This is a genomic window from Mycobacterium sp. 1245499.0, assembly GCF_001673615.1.
Taxonomy (GTDB): Bacteria; Actinomycetota; Actinomycetes; order Mycobacteriales; family Mycobacteriaceae; genus Mycobacterium; species Mycobacterium europaeum_A.
In genome coordinates, this window is record NZ_LZMG01000327.1 from 20,653 (window position 1) to 38,864 (window position 18,212).

Genomic DNA, 18,212 nt, shown 5'->3' on the forward strand with positions numbered 1-18,212 from the left:
CGCCTGCGGGCTACGGAAACGCTTTTCTCAGGCCGAGAATTCACTCCGCAGATTTCTCAGCCGAAGTTGCTGCTGGCGACGGGTGGGCGCCGCCCGCCGCGTTCGGCCGCGAGCCGCGAACGTTCCTCAACTTTCCCGCATGCCATTGACCCGCCGGTGAGCTGCATCGAGCCTGAAACGCATGGCCGTGTTGGACAAGGCGATCCGATTCTTCGGCAGCGAGGCGATCCAGGACCCGTACCCGCTGTATGACCGGATGCGCGCCGAGGCGCCGGTGCACCGCATCGGCGACTCCGTCTTCTACGCGGTATGCGGTTGGGACGCGGTGCTTGAGGCCGTCGATCGGGTAGGCGACTTTTCGTCGAACCTCACGGCGACCATGGTGTTTCACGAGGACGGCAGCGTTACACCGTTCGATATGGGACCGCCGGGAGCCTCGATGCATACATTGGCCACCGCGGACGACCCGATTCATGCGATGCACCGGAAGATCCTGCTACCCCATTTGTCGGCCAAACGTGTTCGGATCATTGAAGAATTCGCCGCACAGACCGCGGACCTTCTCTGGGAGCAGAACCTGCGCGACGGTCAGATCGAGTGGATGAGCGCGGTCGCCAACCGGTTGCCGATGATGGTGGTCTGCAAACTGTTGGGGCTGCCCGACGATGATGTCGACAGGCTCATTCGGCTCGGCTACGCCACCACCACCTTGCTCGACGGGATCGTCACACCCGACCAGCTCACAGCGGCCGGAGTCGCCGCAATGGAACTCTCCGGCTATGTCCTCGAGCACTTCGAAAAGGCAAGCGACAACAGTGAAGACGGTCTGATCGCCGATCTGGCAGCGCGCTGCACATCGGGTGAACTTGAACAGCTGCCAGCGCTCGGCATCATGCTCACCCTCTTCAGTGCCGCGGGAGAATCGACGGCGTCGCTGCTCGGCAGCGCGGCCTGGATCCTTGCCGATCGCCCCGGGATCCAGCAGCAGCTTCGCGAAAACCCGCAATTGCTAAGTAGTTTCATCGAAGAGACGCTGCGCTTTGAGTCGCCGTTTCGCGGCCATTACCGCCACGTGTGGCGCGACACCACGCTGGGTGGGGTCGAGGTGCCGGCCGGCGCGCACTTGTTACTGATGTGGGGAGCGGCGAACCGCGACCCGACACACTTCGTGGATCCGAACGAGTTTCGGCTCGATCGCGCGTCCGCCAAGGGCCACGTGAGTTTCGGTAAGGGCGTGCATTTCTGCGTGGGTGCCGCGCTGGCCCGCTTGGAGGCCCACATCGTGCTGCGGATGCTGCTCGAGCGCACTTCATGGATCGATGCGACCGACGTCGGCGAATGGCTGCCGAGCGTCCTGGTCCGTCGCCGCGAACGGCTTCAGCTGGCTGTGCGGTGATCTAGGGCCGCGGCTGCACCTCGACGCTGGGCGGCCGCGACTGGGGATCCTGGGGCTTCGCCCGCACCGAGCGCCGGATGATGCTGAACGCCGCGGCGCCGCCGGCGAGGACGGCGACGGCGACACCCGCGAAGACCAAGGGGCGCTTGCCACGACGCTGCGCGCGCCGTGCGTCCTGCAGGGCCTGGGGCAGGCTCGTCACCACTTCCTGTGCGGCGGCCAGCTCCTGGGCAAGGGTCTCCTGGGCCGCGGCGAGGTCCCGGGCCAGCCGCCCCTCTTGATACCGGCGGCGCAGCTGCGCCGCGGTCGACTGCGCGGACTGGACACTCAGGCCGACCACCCCACGGGTGAGGTCTACCGGTCCCTGCGCCGAATAGCTCAGGCCGCGGGCCAATCGCTGCCGCGGCGTCAGCCGGGAATCCGCCTTCGCGCTCATCTGTCGCCTTTCTGTCCCGTGGAACGAGCCGGCCGTGACACCGACCGGGTAACTGAACAGACTGCCAGCATAGGGACGTCGTCGTCGGTCGTGCGTGCGCGCGGCGATTTCGATGACGGTCCGCGTTGGGTGACACCGCGTGCGGCAACGCCCACCCGTAGTGGCAGACTCTCATGCCGTGACCAACAGCCCCTTTCAGACTGCTACCGCGACGCTCCACACCAACCGCGGCGACATCAAGGTCGCCCTCTTCGGAAACCACGCGCCCAAGACCGTTGCCAACTTCGTTGGCCTGGCGCAGGGCACCAAGGAGTACTCGACGCAGAACGCATCGGGAGGCTCTTCGGGCCCCTTCTATGACGGCGCGGTCTTCCACCGGGTGATCCGGGGCTTCATGATTCAGGGTGGCGACCCGACCGGAACCGGTCGCGGCGGCCCTGGTTACAAGTTCGCCGACGAGTTCCACCCCGAACTGCAATTCGACAAGCCCTACCTGCTGGCGATGGCCAACGCGGGCCCCGGCACCAACGGCTCGCAGTTCTTCATCACCGTCGGGCAGACCCCGCACCTGAACCGGCGCCACACGATCTTCGGCGAAGTGACCGATCCGGAGTCGCAAAAGGTCGTCGACGCCATCTCCACGACGAGCACCGACGGCAACGACCGTCCGACCGAGCCGGTCGTCATCGAGTCGATCACCATCTCCTGAACCCGGCACCAGCCGCGGGCCGCTCAGGGCTGCTGGCGGCCCGCGTAGCCGGCTTCGGTGAGCGCGTCGAGCACCTCCACCGGGTCCGTCCCGAGGTCCCATCGGGAGAACAGCACCAGGTCGCCGTCGGCGGTCTCGACCTCGAGTAACCGCACCTTGCGCCCGTAGCGGCGAAACTCCATGATGCGGATGATCTTGATGCCGGAATGCTGCAATACCTGCGTTCGGAACCAGCCGCGCAGCATCAGCCCGCCGGTTGTGATTGCCAGCTTGGGACGCGCGTGCCACGACACGCCGGCAAACAAGAGCAGACCCGCCGCGGCAACGCCCGCCAGAATCCGCCCGGGCGGGTCTGTGACCACGGTCACAGCCGCGATAGCCATCAAAACGCCCGCGGCTCCACAACCAGCGATTCCCGCCGTGTGCGGCTGCCATTGTGTTTGCTGCATGCAGTCCTTAACCCCTCCCACCACCGGCTATGCAGTTATCCACATCAGCTATCAACAGTGGGGATAAATCACACGCGTGTGATTGGGTGGCCGGAAAGTTGCTGACGCCGTACCAAATCAACCCGGAAATGAATTCATTACACCGACCATCCCGCTCAGTGCCAGCGCATCGTGAGCAACAAACCGGTGATCATGAAAGCGAACGCGATCGCATAGTTCCACGGACCCAGTTGCGCCATCCAGTTCAGGGCGGCCGGGGCCTGGCTCCCGACGGCGGCCAGCTGGAACACCATCAGCCAGACGAGGCCGATCAGCATGAGACCGATGAACAGCGCGACGAACCACACGCTCGACGGCCCGACCTTGACTTTCACCGGCGTGCGGCTGACCGCGCCGACGGTGAAGTCGTTCTTCTTGCGGACCTTGGACTTGGGCATGATTACCTCGCGGATTACCTCAACGACACGGTGAGCGGGACGGGGTGCAACGATAAACAGTGCAGTCGCACCCATAGCTTGGCTACGAGACTAACTCACCTGGGACGGTGACCAGGAAATGGAGACTCGATGATCCAGACGCGCCGGTCGCCATGGCGCTTCGGCGTCCCGGTGGTGTGTCTGCTGGCCGGCCTGTTGCTCGCCGCAACCCACGGAGTCTCCGGCGGCGCCGAAATCCGCCGCAGCGACGCCCCGCGCCTGGTGGACCTGGTCCGTGAGACGCAGTCGTCGGTGAACCGTCTCAGCGCCCAACGCGAGCAACTGACCGCCAAGATCGATGCCGCGCACGGCCGCTCCTCGGACGCCGCACTGTCGGCCATGCTGCGGCGTTCCACGCAACTCGCGGGCGAGGCGGGGATGAGCCCGGTGCACGGGCCGGGCCTGGTGGTCACGCTGGCCGACGCCCAGCGCGACGCCAACGGTCGCTTCCCGCGCGACGCCTCCCCCGACGACCTGGTGGTGCATCAGCAAGACATCGAGGCCGTGCTCAACGCGCTGTGGAGCGCCGGCGCCGAGGCGATCCAGATGCAAGACCAGCGGATCATCGCCACGTCGGTGCCGCGCTGCGTCGGCAACACGCTGCTGCTCAACGGGCGGACCTACAGCCCGCCGTACACGATCACGGCGATCGGCAACGCGGCGGCCATGCAAGCCGCCCTGGCAGCCGCTCCGCTGGTGCTCCTGTACAAGCAATACGTGGTCCGCTTCGGCCTCGGCTACGACGAACAGGTGAAGTCCGACGTGCAGGTCGTCGGTCATGCCGAGCCCGACCGGCTGCATTTCGCGCAGCCCAACGGCCCCATCGGCTACTGACGTCCACTGACCAGCTACACCGGCGGCCGCGGACGGTAACCTGACACGATGCGGATCTTGGTTGTCGACAACTACGACAGCTTCGTGTTCAACCTGGTGCAGTACCTCGGTCAGCTGGGTGTGGACGCCGAAGTCTGGCGCAACGACGACACCCGGCTCGCCGATCAGGCCGCCGTCGCCCGGCAGTTCGACGGGGTGCTGCTCAGTCCGGGGCCGGGCACCCCGGAACGCGCGGGCGCCTCGATTCCGATGGTTCGTGCCTGTGCCGCCGAGCGGACGCCGCTGCTCGGGGTCTGCCTGGGGCACCAGGCCATCGGCGTCGCATTCGGCGCCACCGTCGACCGCGCCCCCGAACTGCTGCACGGTAAGACCAGCAGCGTCCATCACACCAATGCCGGTGTGCTGCAAGGTCTTCCGGATCCGTTCACCGCAACCCGCTACCACTCGCTGACCATCCTGCCCGAGTCGCTGCCGCCGGTGCTGCAGGTTACGGCCCACACCCCGAGCGGCGTGATCATGGGCGTGCGGCACACCGATTTACCGATCCACGGCGTCCAGTTCCACCCGGAGTCGATCCTCACCGAGGGCGGCCACCGCATGCTGGCGAACTGGCTCGCCGATTGCGGGTGGGAGCGCGACGACACGTTGGTGCGCCGGCTCGAGAATGACGTGCACGCCGCGGTGCGGCCGTATTTCCCGGCCGATCCGACGGCTACTGACCGAACTTCAGCGTGATGATGCCGTCGCGGTTGACCCCGGCGCCCGCCGGCGGGTTCTGATACACCACCCGATGCGATTGGGAGCTGCCGGCGTCGACGTCGGCGCCCTTGTCCAGGATGCCCGTCCAGCCCAGCGCCCGTAGCCGCGGTTCGGCGTCCGTCCAGAACATGCCGGACAGGTCGGGCATGACGAACTGGTTGCCCTTGGACACCTGCAGCTCGATCACCGAGTCCACCGGAATCATCTGGCCCTTGGGCGGATTGGTGCCGATCACCTCGCCGGCCGGGCGGGTACTGTCCACCTGCACCTGGGTGACCTTGCTGAAGCCGTAGACGGTCAGGTTCTTCTGCGCGATGTCCACGGTCTGGCCGGCGATGTCGGGGACCTGCTTTGTCTCGGGCCCGGAGCCGACGATGAGGGTGACGACATTGGTGATCGCCGACGTCTGGTTGGCCGGTGGGTTGGTCCCGATCACCTTGCCCAGCAATTCCGGGGTCGACGGCGAGTTGGCCTGCTTGAACTTGCTGAAGCCCGCAGCCTTCAGCTTGGCGACCGCGTCGGCGTAGCTCAGCGAGGACACGTCGGGCACCTCGCGCTGTTCGGGGCCGGTGGAGACGTTGATGGTGATCTCGTCGCCCGCATTGACCGACGCGTTGGCGCCCGGGTCGGTACCGATGACGTGATCGGGCGGGATCGTCGAATCCGGCTTTTGCAATGTGCGGGTCTTGAACCCCCGGTTCTGCAGCGCCGCGATGGCATCGGCGGACACCTGCCCACGCACGTCGGGCACCTGGACGTCCCGGGCGCTGCCCCCAAAGGTGTTGAAAGCAATGACGACAACGATCGTCAGGACGGCCAACGCGGCCACTGCGACAATCCAGCGGCCGACCGAACCGACGCTGCGGTCCTCGCCCGCGTCGGCGAGAACCTGACGCGGCAGCGGGTCGGTGCGCGTCGGGCCGACGCCGGCGGGCCCCGAGGACAGCAGCGAGCTGCGGTCGGCGTCGGTGAGCACCTTGGGAGCTTCGGGCCTCTCGCCGTTGTGCACCCGGATCAGATCGGCCCGCATCTCCGCCGCCGTCTGATAGCGGTTGTCGGGATTCTTGGCCAGCGCCTTGAGCACCACGGCGTCGAGGTCGGCGGAGATGCCGTCGTGCCGCTGCGAGGGCGGGACCGGGTCTTCCCGAACATGTTGGTACGCAACGGCAACGGGCGAGTCCCCGGTGAAAGGCGGTTCACCCGTGAGGATTTCGTAGAGCACGCAGCCCAGGGAGTACACGTCGGAACGCGCGTCGACCGTATCGCCGCGGGCCTGTTCGGGGGACAGGTACTGCGCGGTTCCGATCACCGCGGCGGTCTGGGTGACGCTGTTGCCGCTGTCGGCGATCGCGCGGGCGATGCCGAAGTCCATCACCTTGACCGCGTTGGTGGTGCTGATCATGATGTTGGCCGGCTTGACGTCGCGGTGGATGATGCCGTTCTGGTGGCTGAAGTTCAGCGCCTGGCACGCGTCGGCGATGATCTCGATGGCCCGCCGCGGCGGCAGCGGCCCATCGGTGTGCACGATGTCGCGCAGGGTGACGCCGTCGACGTACTCCATCACGATGTAGGGCAGCGGCCCGGTGGGCGTCTCGGCCTCGCCGGTGTCGTAGACGGCGACGATCGACGGGTGATTCAACGCGGCGGCGTTTTGCGCCTCGCGCCGGAAGCGAAGGTAGAAGCTGGGGTCGCGGGCCAGATCCGCGCGCAGCACCTTGACCGCGACATCGCGATGCAAGCGGACGTCGCGGGCCAGGTGAACCTCGGACATACCCCCGAAGCCGAGGATTTCGCCCAGTTCATAGCGGTCGGACAGGTGCTGCGGCGTGGTCATTGCGGTGTTCCGTGTCGGGCCGGCGCGTGGTGGAAGCCGGAAGTCCCTATTGTCCCGTTATCCGGCCAATTGAGCCGCATGCCGGGCTGTGCCCCCGAACCGCTCGGCGTCTTGCTCGCCGGCGGCGCGGACGCGGGTGGGGTTCCGGTATCGGTCACGGTCGGCGGCTGTTGCTGCTGGTCCGCCCGCGAGTTGATGACGATGAGCACCGCGATGATGATCGCGAGCGCGCCGAGTACCCCGGCGGCCCACAGCAGGGCCCGCTGGCCCGACGAGAAGGTCCGCCTGGCCGGCGGCGGGCGATGGCCGCCCGTGGTCGGCCGCGACCGGCGGGGTGCGGCACTGCGGCCCGGCGACACCGCGGCGGCGCGGGTGGTGGGGCTGGACGGAATGGCCGCCGGCGATGCGCGGCCCGGAGGCGGTGACTGGCTGGGCCGCGGCGGCCGACGGCCGGCGCGCACCGCGGCCACGGCGTCGGCGAACGGCCCCCCGCTGCGATAGCGCATCGCGGGGTTCTTCACCAGCGTGATCTCGATCAGTTCGCGCACGTTGGGCGGCAGCTCCGCGGGCAGTGGCGGCGGCGGTTCCTTGATGTGCTTCATCGCCACGGTCAGGGCGCCGTCGCCGGTGAACGGCCGCTTGCCCGAAACAACCTCGTAGCCAACGACTCCCAGCGAGTACACGTCGCTGGACGGGGTGGCGTCGTGACCCAGGGCCTGTTCGGGCGCGATGTACTGGGCGGTCCCCATCACCATCCCGGTCTGGGTCACCGGTGCGGCGTCGACGGCCTTGGCGATACCGAAGTCAGTGATCTTCACCTGGCCGGTGGGGGTGATCAGGATGTTTCCGGGTTTGACGTCGCGGTGCACCAGGCCGGCCGCGTGCGCAACCTGCAGGGCCCGACCGGTCTGCTCGAGCATGTCCAGCGCGTGCCGCAGCGACAGTCGGCCGGTGCGCTTGAGCACCGAGTTCAGCGGCTCACCGTTGACCAGCTCCATCACCAGGTAGGCGGTCCGGCCCTCCCCGTCGAGCTGGCTCTCGCCGTAGTCGTGGACGGCGGCGATGCCGGGGTGGTTGAGCATGGCGGTGGTGCGCGCTTCGGCGCGGAACCGCTCGATGAACTCCGGGTCCTGGGAGAACTCCTGCTTGAGGACCTTGACCGCGACGCGCCGGCCCAGCCGGCTGTCCACCGCCTCCCACACCTGACCCATGCCGCCGGTGGCGATCAGGCGCTGAAGGCGGTATCTGCCAGACAGCGTCACACCAACTCGCGGGCTCATGGTCCTCCCTGTAGCGCAGCCTGGATCACAGCCCGTCCGATCGGCGCGGCGAGTGCACCCCCCGTCGCGGACAGGCGGTCGGCGCCATTCTCCACCAACACCGCCACGGCGATCTTCGGGGTCTGCGCGGGCGCGAACGCGATGTACCACGCGTGCGGCGGGGTGTGCCGCGGATCGCTGCCATGCTCTGCGGTACCAGTCTTCGATGCGATCTGCACGCCGGGAATGGCCCCTTTCTGCTGTGCGACCTTCTCGGCGCCGACCATCAGCTCTGTTAGCTTAGCGGCGACCTGCGGCGACACGGCGCGCCGCTGCTCATAGGGTGCTGTGGTGCTGATGGTGGTCAGGTCGGGCCCCTTGAGGCTGTCGATCAGGTAGGGCTGCATCGTCACCCCATCGTTCGCGATGGTCGCGGCGATCTCGGCGTTTTGCAGGGGTGTCATAGCGACATCCTTCTGCCCGATGCTCGTCATGCCCAGCGCCGCGGCGTCCGGAATGATCCCGATGGTCGACTCCGCGACCTGCAGTGGGATGACGCTGGGCGTGCTGTCCAGCCCGAACGAGTGCGCCATGTTGCGCAGCGCGTCGGATCCGGTGAGGAGCCCGAGCTGGACAAAGGCGGTGTTGCAGGACAGGGCGAACGCCTGCTGCAGCGACACCGTCGGCTCGTTTCCGCACGACTCCCCACCGTAGTTCTCCAAAGTGGCGGTGCTGTTGGGTAGCGGAATCGAACGGGCGGCGGTCAGCTGCTCGGTGTCGGAGGCACCGGCCTGCAGCGCGGCCGCGGTGGTGATCACTTTGAAGGTGGACCCGGGCGGGTAGGTCTCCGAGATGGCCCGGTTGGCCAGCGGATTGTCCGGGTCGTCCCGCAACTTCTGCCAGGCCTGCGCCTGCACCTCGGGATCGTGCGACGACAGCAGGTTGGGGTCGTACGACGGCGACGACACCATCGCCAAGATCCGGCCGGTCGACGGCTCGAGGGCGACCACGGCGCCCTTGCAGGGCGGACCGCCGCAGCCCTGTTGCATCGCGTCCCAGGCGGTCTGCTGGACCCGCGGCTTGATCGTGGTGTCGACGTTTGCGCCGCGTGGATCGCGCCCGGTGAAGAAATCGGCCAGCCTGCGCCCGAACAGCCGCTCGTCGGAGCCGTTCAGCAGCGGATCCTCGGCGCGTTCCAGACCGGTGCTGGAATAGCGCAGCGAGTAGAAACCGGTGACCGGCGCGTACACTGCGGGGTTGGGGTAGACGCGCAGGAAGCGGTAGCGGTTGTCGGTGGCGGCCGAGTAGGCCAACAGCTGGCCGCCGGCCACGATCTGGCCGCGCTGGCGTGAATACTCGTCGAGTAGGACCCGCTGGTTGCGCGGGTCGGCACGCAGCGAATCGGCGGCGAAGACCTGCGTCATCGTGGCGTTGATCAGAAGCAACACGATCAACGCCATCACGGTCACCGAGATCCGGCGCAGGGAGGCGTTCATACTTTCTCGATCACCTCGGTGCCGGCCGCCGCGATCGACGGCTGGTTGCGTGCGCGGGTGCGCAAGGGACGACGGGCGCTGTGCGAGATGCGCACCAGGATTGCCAGCAGCACGTAGTTCGCCAGTAAGGACGAGCCGCCGTAGGACATCCACGGCGTGGTCAACCCGGTCAGCGGAATGAGCTGGGTTACGCCGCCGACGACGATGAACAGCTGAAGCGCCAGCGTCGACGCCAGACCTGCGGCCAACAGCTTGCCGAAGCTGTCGCGGGTGGCGATGGCCGTGCGCAGCCCGCGCACGATGACGATGGTGTAGAGCATCAGAATGCTGGCCAGGCCCACCAGCCCGAGCTCTTCGCCGAACGCGGCGATGATGAAGTCGGTCGAGGCGGCGGGCACGGTGTCCGGCTGGCCGTTACCGAGGCCGGTGCCGAAGATGCCGCCGGTGGCAAAACTGAACAGCGACTGGACGATCTGGTAGCCGCTGCCGTCGGGGTCGGAGAACGGGTCCCACCACATCTGCACCCGCACCCGAACGTGGGCGAAAATGTAATACGCGACAACGCTTCCCGCGACGAACAGGACCAGGCCGATGCCCACCCAACTGAAGCGCTGGGTGGCCAGGTACACCACCACCAGAAACGACGTGTACAGCAATAGCGAAGTGCCGAGGTCCTTTTCGAAGGCCATCACGCCGACGGAGATCACCCACGCCGCCAGCAGGGGCGCGAGGTCGCGGGGGCGGGGCAGCGTCAAACCCATGAAATGCTTACCGACGCTGGTGAACAGGCCGCGCTTGGCGATCAGCACTGCAGAGAAGAAGATGAGCAGCAGAATCTTGGAGAACTCGGCGGGCTGAATTGAGAAGCCGGGCAAGCGAATCCAGATCTTGGCGCCGTTCTGTTCGGACAGCGATGCCGGCAACAGGGCGGGGATCACCAAAAAGATCAGGCCGACCAGTCCGCAGATGTAGCCGTAGCGCGCCAGTTGCCGATGGTCCTTCAAGAACGTGACCACCAGGGAGAAGGTCACCACGCCGATCAGGGTCCACAGCATCTGCTGGGTCGCGCTGGGGTGGTGCCGGCCGCTGAGCTGATTGGTGACCAGATCGAGGCGGTGAATCATCACTAGGCCAAGACCGTTGAGTAACGCCACAATTGGCAACAGCAGCGGGTCGGTGTAGGGCGCGAAGCGCCGGATGGCCATGTGTGCGGACCCGAAGACGACAAGGAACACCAGCCCGTAGCTGATGGCGGTCCAGTGCAGGTCGCGCTCTTGGTTGGCTTCGACTATCAGCAGCGCGGCGACGGTGATCAGTGCGGCGAAGCCCAGCAGCAGCAACTCGGCGTTGCGCCGGGTGGGCAACGGGGGGGTGACCGCGACCGGCGGCTGAAGCTGTGTCGTCATGCCACCGTCCGGCAATCGATGCCTGGTTGAAGTGGCGGCCCGGGAAGCGCGGTGACTGTCTGCGACGTGGTCGTCGGACCTGCCGGCGCAGAGTTCGCGGGGCCGTTGGCGCTCGTGCTCGGTGGGGGGCTGGCGCTCGAAGAGCTGGAGGTCGGCGGTGCTGGTGATGCGGTGGTGCCGGATTCTGGTGTTCCGCTGCGGGGGGCCGGCGATCCGGGCGGCGACGTGGCGCGCGGGGGCGGACAGATCGGCAGCAGATATTCCGCCAGCAGTTGCCGCAGTTGCGATTCGGCCTGGTCCAGGCTGCCGCCCGGCAGCCCGGTTTGCACCTGCACCTGTCCCGGGCGGCGCAGGTCTTGCAGCGTCATCAGCTGGCAGTTGGAGTGGCCGGATTGGCCGTAGCTGACCAGGGACAGCTCGTTGCGGGTGTTGAGGCAGCCCACCAGGTAGGGCTGCTGCAACGGGACGCCCAACAGGGTGCCCTGGATCCCGCGGACGATGGAGATTTTGCCGCTGTATTCCGCGACGTAGTAGTTGCGCTGGATGACCCACCATCCAACGGTGAGGCCGGCGAATACCAACAGCACCGCCAGCCCGACCGCCAGGAACATCTTCCGGCGCGACCAACGCGGCCGATTCGGTGTTTCCGGTTGCGGCGCAACGCGTTTGGCAGACTCGTCGCGCGGCCGGATCGCCGAGGCGCGTCCGGCGGAGGTGTTGGGCAGGGTCATCTGATCCTCGTCGCCCGACACCGCCCCGGCGAGGATCGGCTGGGTCTGCCCGTAGTCGTAGTCGACCACGTCGGCGACCACCACCGTCACGTTGTCCGGGCCGCCGCCGCGCAACGCCAACTCGATGAGGCGGTAGGCGGCCTCGGCGACGTCGGGGATCTGCAGCGCCTCGAGGATGGTCTCGTCGCTGACTGGATCCGATAACCCGTCGGAGCACAACAGATAACGGTCGCCGGCGCGCGCCTCGCGCATGGTCAACGTCGGCTCCACCTCGTGACCGGTCAGCGCCCGCATGATCAACGACCGCTGCGGGTGGCTGTGGGCCTCTTCCCGGGTGATCCGGCCTTCGTCGACCAAGGTCTGGACGAACGTGTCGTCCTTGGTGATCTGGGTGAGCTCACCGTCGCGCAGCAGGTAGCCACGCGAGTCGCCGATGTGCACCAACCCGATGCGGTCGCCGGCGAACAGGATGGCGGTGAGGGTGGTGCCCATCCCCTCCAGCTCTGGTTCGGCTTCGACCTGCGCGGCGATGGCCGCGTTGCCGGAGCGGACCGCATGGTCGAGCTTGGCCAGCAGGTCGCCGCCCGGCTCGTCGTCGTCGAGGTGGGCCAGCGCGGCGATGACCAGCTGGGACGCCACCTCCCCGGCGGCGTGACCACCCATGCCGTCGGCCAGCGCGAGCAGTCGCGCGCCGGCATAGACCGAGTCTTCGTTGTTGGCGCGGACCAGGCCGCGATCACTGCGCGCGGCGTATCGCAGAACCAGTGTCACGGGCGCAACTCGATCGCCGTTTTGCCGATCCGAATCGGCGTTCCGATTGGAACTCGTACCGCAGTCGTCACCTTCGCCCTGTCAAGGTAAGTACCGTTGGTCGATCCTAGATCCTCGACGTACCACTCCGAGCCGCGCTGAGACAGCCGGGCGTGCCGCGTCGAGGCGTAGTCGTCGGTGAGCACCAGCGTGGAGTCGTCGGCCCGTCCGATCAGTACCGGCTGTCCGCTCAGTGTGATGCGTCCGCCTGCCAGCGCCCCTTCGGTGACCACCAGATAACGGGCCGCATGCCGGCGCTGACGAGAAGGTAGCAGCGTGCTGCGCAAAGCCAATCCCCGTCGCACCATGACAGCACCGGTGGGCGCGTAGATGTCTGTCCGAAGGATCCGCAGCACGGACCAGATGAATACCCACAGCAGCATCAAAAATCCGGCGCGCGTCAGCTGCAGTACCAGTCCCTGCATCTGGCGTCCTTTCCGTCCTAACGTCGCATCCCTGGTGCCCGTGACTCCGAGCACATCGGCTACGTCACGATACTTGGACGGCGGTCGACACGGGGCGAAGCACGGCAGCGTTAAGCCCAGTGGCTTAGTGGATCCGGACGATGATCTCCGAATGGCCCAAGCGGATCACGTCGCCGTCGGCGAGCTGCCACTCCTGAATCGGTGCGTTGTTCACCGTGGTGCCGTTGGTCGAATTCAGATCCGAGAGCAGCGCGACCTGTCCGTCCCAGCGGATCTCGAGGTGACGGCGTGACACGCCGGTGTCGGGCAACCGGAACTGAGCGTCCTGGCCGCGGCCCACGATGTTGGAGCCCTCGCGAAGCTGATAGGTGCGACCGCTGCCGTCGTCGAGCTGCAGGGTGATCGTGGTCCCGCCGGCGCCGTAGCCGCCCTGGCCGTAGCCGCCGTAACCGCCCGCGGCTTGGCCGTAGTCGGCGGGCTGGCCGTAGTCGGCCTGCTGCCCATAGTCGGCCTGCTGGCCGTATTCCGCCGGCTGGCCGTACTCCGCCTGTTGGCCGTACTCGTACTCGGGGCTGGCCGCCTCGGGGTAGCCGCCGCCCTGACCGCCGTACGTGCCGCCCTGCACGGGTTCGGAGTACTGGGTGTACTCGCTCGAGCCGTAGTCCTGGCGGCCGTATCCGCCGCCCTGCTGGTAGCCCTGGTCGTAGCCACCGCCCTGCTCGGGGTAGGCCGGGCGCTGCTCCGGCGGGGCGTAGCCGCCCTCGTCCTGGCGGGCCGGACCCCGACCGTAATCGCCGTATCCGCCGTAGCCCTGCTGACCGCCGCCCTGCGGACCGCCGGGCGGGCCGTAGCCGCCGCCCTGCCGATACCCCTGGTCGTAGCCTTGGCCGCCGTAGCCGCCGGGGGCGGGCGGACGCTGCTCATAGGACTGCGGGTAACCGCCCTGTCCCTGTTCGGCGTAGCCGCGCTGGTCTGGGTAACCCTGCTGAGGGGGATAGCCGCCCTGACCCTGGTGGTCGGGGTAGCCGCGCTGGTCTGGGTAACCCTGCTGAGGCGGGTAGCCACCATGCCCCTGATCGGGGTAGCCGCCCTGGTCCGGGTAGCCGCCCTGCTCGGGATGCCGGGGCGGCGGGTAGCCCTGCTGGGGTGGATAGCCGCCCCCCTGCTCGGGCGGGTATCCACCCCGCTGGTCGGGTGCGCCCTGCTGGTCCGGGCCACCGCGCGCCTCGTCCTGGGGACGCCCGTAGCGGTCGTCGTAGTACTCGTCGCCGGGCCGCCCCGGCCCCTGAGCCCCGCGGTAGCCAGAATTGTCAGTCATTGCTGCTACTCCTCGTTCTTCGCCGAACGCGTTATTTGATTGTGGCCGGACGGGGTCGTCGACCGTCGGGCGGGGCTGAACATCAGGGTTGACAGCACCACGGGCGCGGTACTGGCCGGTGTGCAGGTTCGTCGACTGCTCGAACCGGACGACCACCTCACCATACGTTTGCCACCCCTGTTCGTGGATGTAGTCAGCCAAGTACCTCGCGAAAGCGCTCGACGTGAGATCCGGATCGGCGCTCACCTTCTCGAAGTCGTGCATACCGAGGGTAATGATGTATTCGTTGGGGGCCAAAAGGCGATTTCCGTGGAGCTTCTGCACCCCATCGCGCGCTTCGCGGCATAACAGGGCTTCGACCTCTTGCGGAACGATCGATCCACCGAATACCCGGGCGAAGGCATTGTCTACCGTCGCCTCGAGTTTGCGCTCGATCCGCGCAACCAGCCCCCGTTGGCTACTCATGTCCTACCGTTCGCGTGCACTTGCCATGAGGTATTGCCGGTGGACGGCAAACGAATCACCCCGGTGCTGGATCACTCCCGCATGGTATCGGGACATCGTGCCGCCGCGGCACTTTCGAAATCGTGAGAACTGCATCGGCCCAGCTCAGCGCATTCCCGGCGAACGGGTGCGCGCGCGGGACGTTGTGCGGGCCCGCTGCGGCGGTTCGGGGATCGGGCCATTAGAGTGATATGGTCCATCGGTTGTTTTTCCGGGCGAGTGGCGGAATGGCAGACGCGCTGGCTTCAGGTGCCAGTGTCCTTCGGGACGTGGGGGTTCAAGTCCCCCTTCGCCCACAGAGCGGTTCGACGAAAAGTCACGGCCTCGCAAGAGGTCGTGACTTTTTTCGTGCGTGGGGGTGGATGTGCCGGCGCGACGTAAAGTCGGGCGCCATGGGCGATGGCAGGATTGCCCGATTGCAGGCCGAGGTCAATCGCCTCGCAGCGATGCTGAACGCTCCAGCAATCGAGGTCGGCATCGTGTTGAAGAACGACGACCGCAACATCTACATCGATGACGACGGCCGGTATCACTACGACTACTGGGAGCGCGGTAGGCAAAAATTCGACCGTGTCGGTGACATCGACGAGGCGCTCTATTGGTTCGCCAAAGATGCCGCCTTCGATGTCGGCGGATTCTTCGCCGCCCGGCACAGCGCCCCTCAGCAGGACTCCCGCAGATTGCTGTGGGCAAAGCAGTATGAGCTGCTGAACCGACTCAACCCACGATGGGCCAAGCGCTGCGTGCGTGAAACCGCGGCAGAACTCCGGGGTTGGGGACTATATGCAGATGTCGAGCTGTTGCCCGACATCCCCGAACGAAACGGTTGATAAAGCCGCTAGATCGTGACCGGTCCGCCTCGGCCCAGTACCGCCGCAACGCGTCCTTACTGCACCGTAGAACCGGGCGATTCGGCGGCCCAGCGGGTTTCCTGCCCGCCGGGGCTCAGAATTGGCGCCGGATGTCGAGGAGGTGATGCTGCAGTTCGTGCACGGTGTGCACGGCGACCCAGCGCAACGACCGCTCACTGGTCTCGGGATAGTGATAGACGACCGTGCGATCCCAGTCCGCGGCGGAGAGCCGCGTCAGCACATTGCCGAATAGCGCTGCGGCGTCGGTGAGTTGACGGGCGACCGCGGTGGGGTCCTGCTCGTTGTACCCCTCGTGCTCCGCGCGCTCCTCGCGACCCATGGGCGCGCAGTCGGCGCCGTTGACGCGCCGGGCTGCAAGCACCCGTTCGCGCTGCACGAGCAGCACATCTCGCAGATGACACGCGTACTCCAGCGGAGACCATACGTCCGGCCGCGGACGCCGCCGCACGTCGACGCCGTTATTACACAGAAGCGCAACAACTTCCGCCGCGCGGCCGCGCGTGTCGTCGGCGGCGGTTACGGCGCACCGCAGGTCGTAGGTGAATCCACAGTGGGCGCAGGGGTCAGGCACAAGACCATCATTTCAGACCGGCTCCGGGGCATTCGGGCAAAATAGCCACCCCGGCAGGAGCTACGCGACCGGGCGTAAAAGCGTTGTCGCCGTGAGTAATAGGAAGCGTCGCGACGGGGTCGCAACTCATTCTGGCGGGCGCCGGCGACGACGGTGACACAACCCACACTTTGTGGTGAGGGTAGCCTTACCTAAATCAGCGCGGTATGGTCCCCGCATATGACCTTCTCCAATCCCCCTGTGCCCCGCACCCTCGAAGATCAATTGGTCAGTATCCGCCATGATGACCGCCCCCTGAATCGCGAATCCGTCACGGTCACAAACGATTTGATTGGCGCGGGACCCCGCGCATGAACGTCCTTGCCGCCGCGATGCGTGAGGCGATGACCCGGTCACCGCACGACTTGGTGGTCCTGGACAAAGCGGCCGACCAATGGACGGCGTACCCGTGGCCCGAAGTCCACGGGATGGCCGAACGCATTGCTACGCGGCTGCTGCAGCAGGATCACGTCGGGGCCGTGGGGCTGGTCGGCGAGCCGACCGTCGAGCTGGTCGCCGCCATTCAGGGCGCGTGGCTGGCGGGCGCGGCGGTATCGATCCTCCCGCGCCCACGGCGCGGGGCCGATCCTTCCGATTGGGCGCACAGCACGTTGGCACGATTCAGCGGAGTCGGGGTCAGCATGGTCCTCAGCCACGGGTCCACGTTGCGCCTTCTCGGCGATGCCGAGTCCGCCTTGACCGTCTGCGACCTCCGCGAGGCCGCCCGCGCCCAAACATCGAACAGCCCTCACGGACAGGCGGAATCGAATCACGCGATCCTGCAGGGGACGGCCGGCTCGACCGGCGATCCGCGCACGGCCGTCTTATCGCCTGCCGCCGTGTTGCACAACATGCGCGGCATCGCCGACCGGCTCCAGCTCGACGGCTCGTCGGATCGCGGCTGTTCGTGGCTGCCGATCTATCACGACATGGGCTTGGCCTTCCTGCTCAGCTGTGCGCTGAGCGGGATGCCGTTATGGCAGGCGCCGACGGGCGCGTTCTCCGCCGCACCGCTGCGCTGGGCGGAATGGCTTTCGGCCAGCGCGGCGACGTTCACCGCCGGACCGAACTTCGGGTATGCCACGCTCGGTCGCTTCTCGGGCCGGGTGTCGGACGTCGACCTGGGACCACTTCGGATTGCGGTCAACGGCGGAGAACCCGTCGACTGCGCGGGATTCGACCAGTTCGCAACGGCCATGGCGCCCTTCGGTTTCCGGGCGTCGGCGGCCACCCCGGCCTACGGGATGGCCGAGTCGACCTGCGCCGTCACGATGCCCGAACCCGCAACGGGATTGCGCATCGACGAGCGCACCGAGTCCGGGACCCGCCAGAAATATGCCCTGCTGGGCCGGCCGATCCCTGGCATGGAGCTACGGATACGCCCAGCCGAGAACACGCCGGACGATCGGATCGGAGAAGTCGAGATCCGTGGAACCTCCATGATGGACGGCTATTTCGGCGACGCCGGCTCCGCCGCGGGTCTCGACACGCAGTGGTTTCGCACGGGAGACATCGGCTATCTGGTGGACGGCGAGCTGACGATCTGTGGTCGTTCCAAGGAGGTCATCACCATCGCCGGCCGCAATATCTTTCCCACCGAAATCGAACAGGTCGCCGGACAAGTCGAGGGCGTGCGGCAAGGCGCGGTGGTGGCGGTCGGGTCCGGGTCCGGGGCCGCCCAGTCCCGGTTGCTCATCGCTGCGGAGTTCCTGGGTTCAGACCATGATGTGACCCGCAGCGCCGTTATCAAGCGGGTCATCTCGGTGTGCGGTGTGACCCCGGCCGACGTCGTTTTGATGCCGCCAGGCTCGCTGCCGCGTACCTCCTCGGGCAAGCTCCGGCGACTCGAGGTGGGCCGGCAGCTTGCCACCTGAGGCCGGCGGTTTCA

17 protein-coding genes and 1 tRNA gene are annotated in these 18,212 nt (G+C 67.0%); 7 read left to right on the forward strand and 11 right to left on the reverse strand.

Annotated features, from left to right (window positions below; translation table 11 throughout):
- Window positions 1-181: 181 nt before the first annotated feature.
- Entirely contained in the window at window positions 182-1,396 is a 1,215-nt protein-coding gene (locus A5646_RS20175) for a cytochrome P450 (RefSeq protein ID WP_067023778.1), read from the forward strand.
- Window position 1,397: 1 nt separating this feature from the next.
- On the opposite strand, the gene cwsA is transcribed toward A5646_RS20175, so the two are convergent.
- Window positions 1,398-1,832, reverse strand: coding sequence for a cell wall synthesis protein CwsA (gene cwsA / locus A5646_RS20180; RefSeq protein ID WP_066878905.1), 435 nt, complete (start codon window positions 1,830-1,832; stop codon window positions 1,398-1,400).
- A gap of 160 nt (window positions 1,833-1,992) precedes the next feature.
- Here cwsA and A5646_RS20185 point away from each other — a divergent pair, with 160 nt between their 5' ends.
- Window positions 1,993-2,541 carry a peptidylprolyl isomerase gene (locus tag A5646_RS20185; RefSeq protein WP_066861810.1) on the forward strand — a complete coding sequence of 183 codons (549 nt, stop codon included), beginning with the start codon at window positions 1,993-1,995 and terminating at the stop codon, window positions 2,539-2,541.
- A gap of 23 nt (window positions 2,542-2,564) precedes the next feature.
- Here the strand turns inward: A5646_RS20185 and A5646_RS20190 are convergent, their stop codons facing one another.
- Window positions 2,565-2,990 carry a PH domain-containing protein gene (locus A5646_RS20190; RefSeq protein ID WP_067023781.1) on the reverse strand — a complete coding sequence of 142 codons (426 nt, stop codon included), beginning with the start codon at window positions 2,988-2,990 and terminating at the stop codon, window positions 2,565-2,567.
- A gap of 155 nt (window positions 2,991-3,145) precedes the next feature.
- Window positions 3,146-3,427 carry a cell division protein CrgA gene (gene crgA / locus A5646_RS20195; RefSeq protein ID WP_066861804.1) on the reverse strand — a complete coding sequence of 94 codons (282 nt, stop codon included), beginning with the start codon at window positions 3,425-3,427 and terminating at the stop codon, window positions 3,146-3,148.
- A gap of 129 nt (window positions 3,428-3,556) precedes the next feature.
- Here crgA and A5646_RS20200 point away from each other — a divergent pair, with 129 nt between their 5' ends.
- Window positions 3,557-4,300 carry a DUF881 domain-containing protein gene (locus A5646_RS20200; RefSeq protein WP_066861801.1) on the forward strand — a complete coding sequence of 248 codons (744 nt, stop codon included), beginning with the start codon at window positions 3,557-3,559 and terminating at the stop codon, window positions 4,298-4,300.
- 48 nt (window positions 4,301-4,348) lie between these two features.
- Entirely contained in the window at window positions 4,349-5,035 is a 687-nt protein-coding gene (locus tag A5646_RS20205) for an aminodeoxychorismate/anthranilate synthase component II (protein WP_066861798.1), read from the forward strand.
- On the opposite strand, the gene pknB is transcribed toward A5646_RS20205, so the two are convergent.
- The 7 genes from pknB to A5646_RS20240 all read right to left on the reverse strand — a co-directional run bounded on the left by pknB (window position 5,013) and on the right by A5646_RS20240 (window position 14,803).
- On the reverse strand, window positions 5,013-6,893 hold the full coding sequence (pknB, locus tag A5646_RS20210; protein WP_066878898.1) for a Stk1 family PASTA domain-containing Ser/Thr kinase: 1,881 nt from the start codon (window positions 6,891-6,893) through the stop codon (window positions 5,013-5,015). The genes A5646_RS20205 and pknB overlap by 23 nt on opposite strands.
- Window positions 6,890-8,173 carry a serine/threonine-protein kinase gene (locus A5646_RS20215; RefSeq protein WP_066861792.1) on the reverse strand — a complete coding sequence of 428 codons (1,284 nt, stop codon included), beginning with the start codon at window positions 8,171-8,173 and terminating at the stop codon, window positions 6,890-6,892. The genes pknB and A5646_RS20215 overlap by 4 nt, the downstream gene beginning before the upstream one ends.
- Window positions 8,170-9,648: a D,D-transpeptidase PbpA gene (pbpA, locus tag A5646_RS20220; protein ID WP_067023784.1), complete on the reverse strand. Its 1,479-nt coding sequence runs from the start codon at window positions 9,646-9,648 to the stop codon at window positions 8,170-8,172. Before pbpA ends, A5646_RS20215 begins: the two co-directional genes overlap by 4 nt.
- The gene (locus A5646_RS20225) at window positions 9,645-11,054 is read right to left on the reverse strand and encodes an FtsW/RodA/SpoVE family cell cycle protein (protein WP_066861786.1); all 1,410 of its coding nucleotides are present in this window, start codon (window positions 11,052-11,054) and stop codon (window positions 9,645-9,647) included. Before A5646_RS20225 ends, pbpA begins: the two co-directional genes overlap by 4 nt.
- Window positions 11,051-12,556: a PP2C family serine/threonine-protein phosphatase gene (locus A5646_RS20230; protein WP_066861784.1), complete on the reverse strand. Its 1,506-nt coding sequence runs from the start codon at window positions 12,554-12,556 to the stop codon at window positions 11,051-11,053. The genes A5646_RS20225 and A5646_RS20230 overlap by 4 nt, the downstream gene beginning before the upstream one ends.
- Window positions 12,553-13,020 carry an FHA domain-containing protein gene (locus A5646_RS20235; protein ID WP_007771646.1) on the reverse strand — a complete coding sequence of 156 codons (468 nt, stop codon included), beginning with the start codon at window positions 13,018-13,020 and terminating at the stop codon, window positions 12,553-12,555. The genes A5646_RS20230 and A5646_RS20235 overlap by 4 nt, the downstream gene beginning before the upstream one ends.
- 124 nt (window positions 13,021-13,144) lie before the next feature.
- Complete coding sequence (locus tag A5646_RS20240) at window positions 13,145-14,803, reverse strand: DUF3662 and FHA domain-containing protein (protein WP_066878896.1); 1,659 nt, start codon at window positions 14,801-14,803, stop codon at window positions 13,145-13,147.
- A 252-nt stretch (window positions 14,804-15,055) separates the two neighbouring features.
- Here A5646_RS20240 and A5646_RS20245 point away from each other — a divergent pair.
- Window positions 15,056-15,138, forward strand: a tRNA-Leu gene (locus A5646_RS20245).
- A 96-nt stretch (window positions 15,139-15,234) separates the two neighbouring features.
- Window positions 15,235-15,672: an Imm63 family immunity protein gene (locus A5646_RS20250; RefSeq protein ID WP_066878894.1), complete on the forward strand. Its 438-nt coding sequence runs from the start codon at window positions 15,235-15,237 to the stop codon at window positions 15,670-15,672.
- A 115-nt stretch (window positions 15,673-15,787) separates the two neighbouring features.
- Here A5646_RS20250 and A5646_RS20255 read toward each other — a convergent pair whose 3' ends face one another.
- Window positions 15,788-16,246, reverse strand: a complete 459-nt coding sequence (locus A5646_RS20255) for a DinB family protein (RefSeq protein WP_066861977.1) — start codon at window positions 16,244-16,246, stop codon at window positions 15,788-15,790.
- A gap of 389 nt (window positions 16,247-16,635) precedes the next feature.
- On the opposite strand from A5646_RS20255, the gene mbtM reads away from it, so the two are divergent.
- On the forward strand, window positions 16,636-18,198 hold the full coding sequence (mbtM, locus tag A5646_RS20260) for a long-chain-fatty acid--ACP ligase MbtM (RefSeq protein WP_066878892.1): 1,563 nt from the start codon (window positions 16,636-16,638) through the stop codon (window positions 18,196-18,198).
- The last annotated feature ends 14 nt before the right edge of the window (window positions 18,199-18,212 follow it).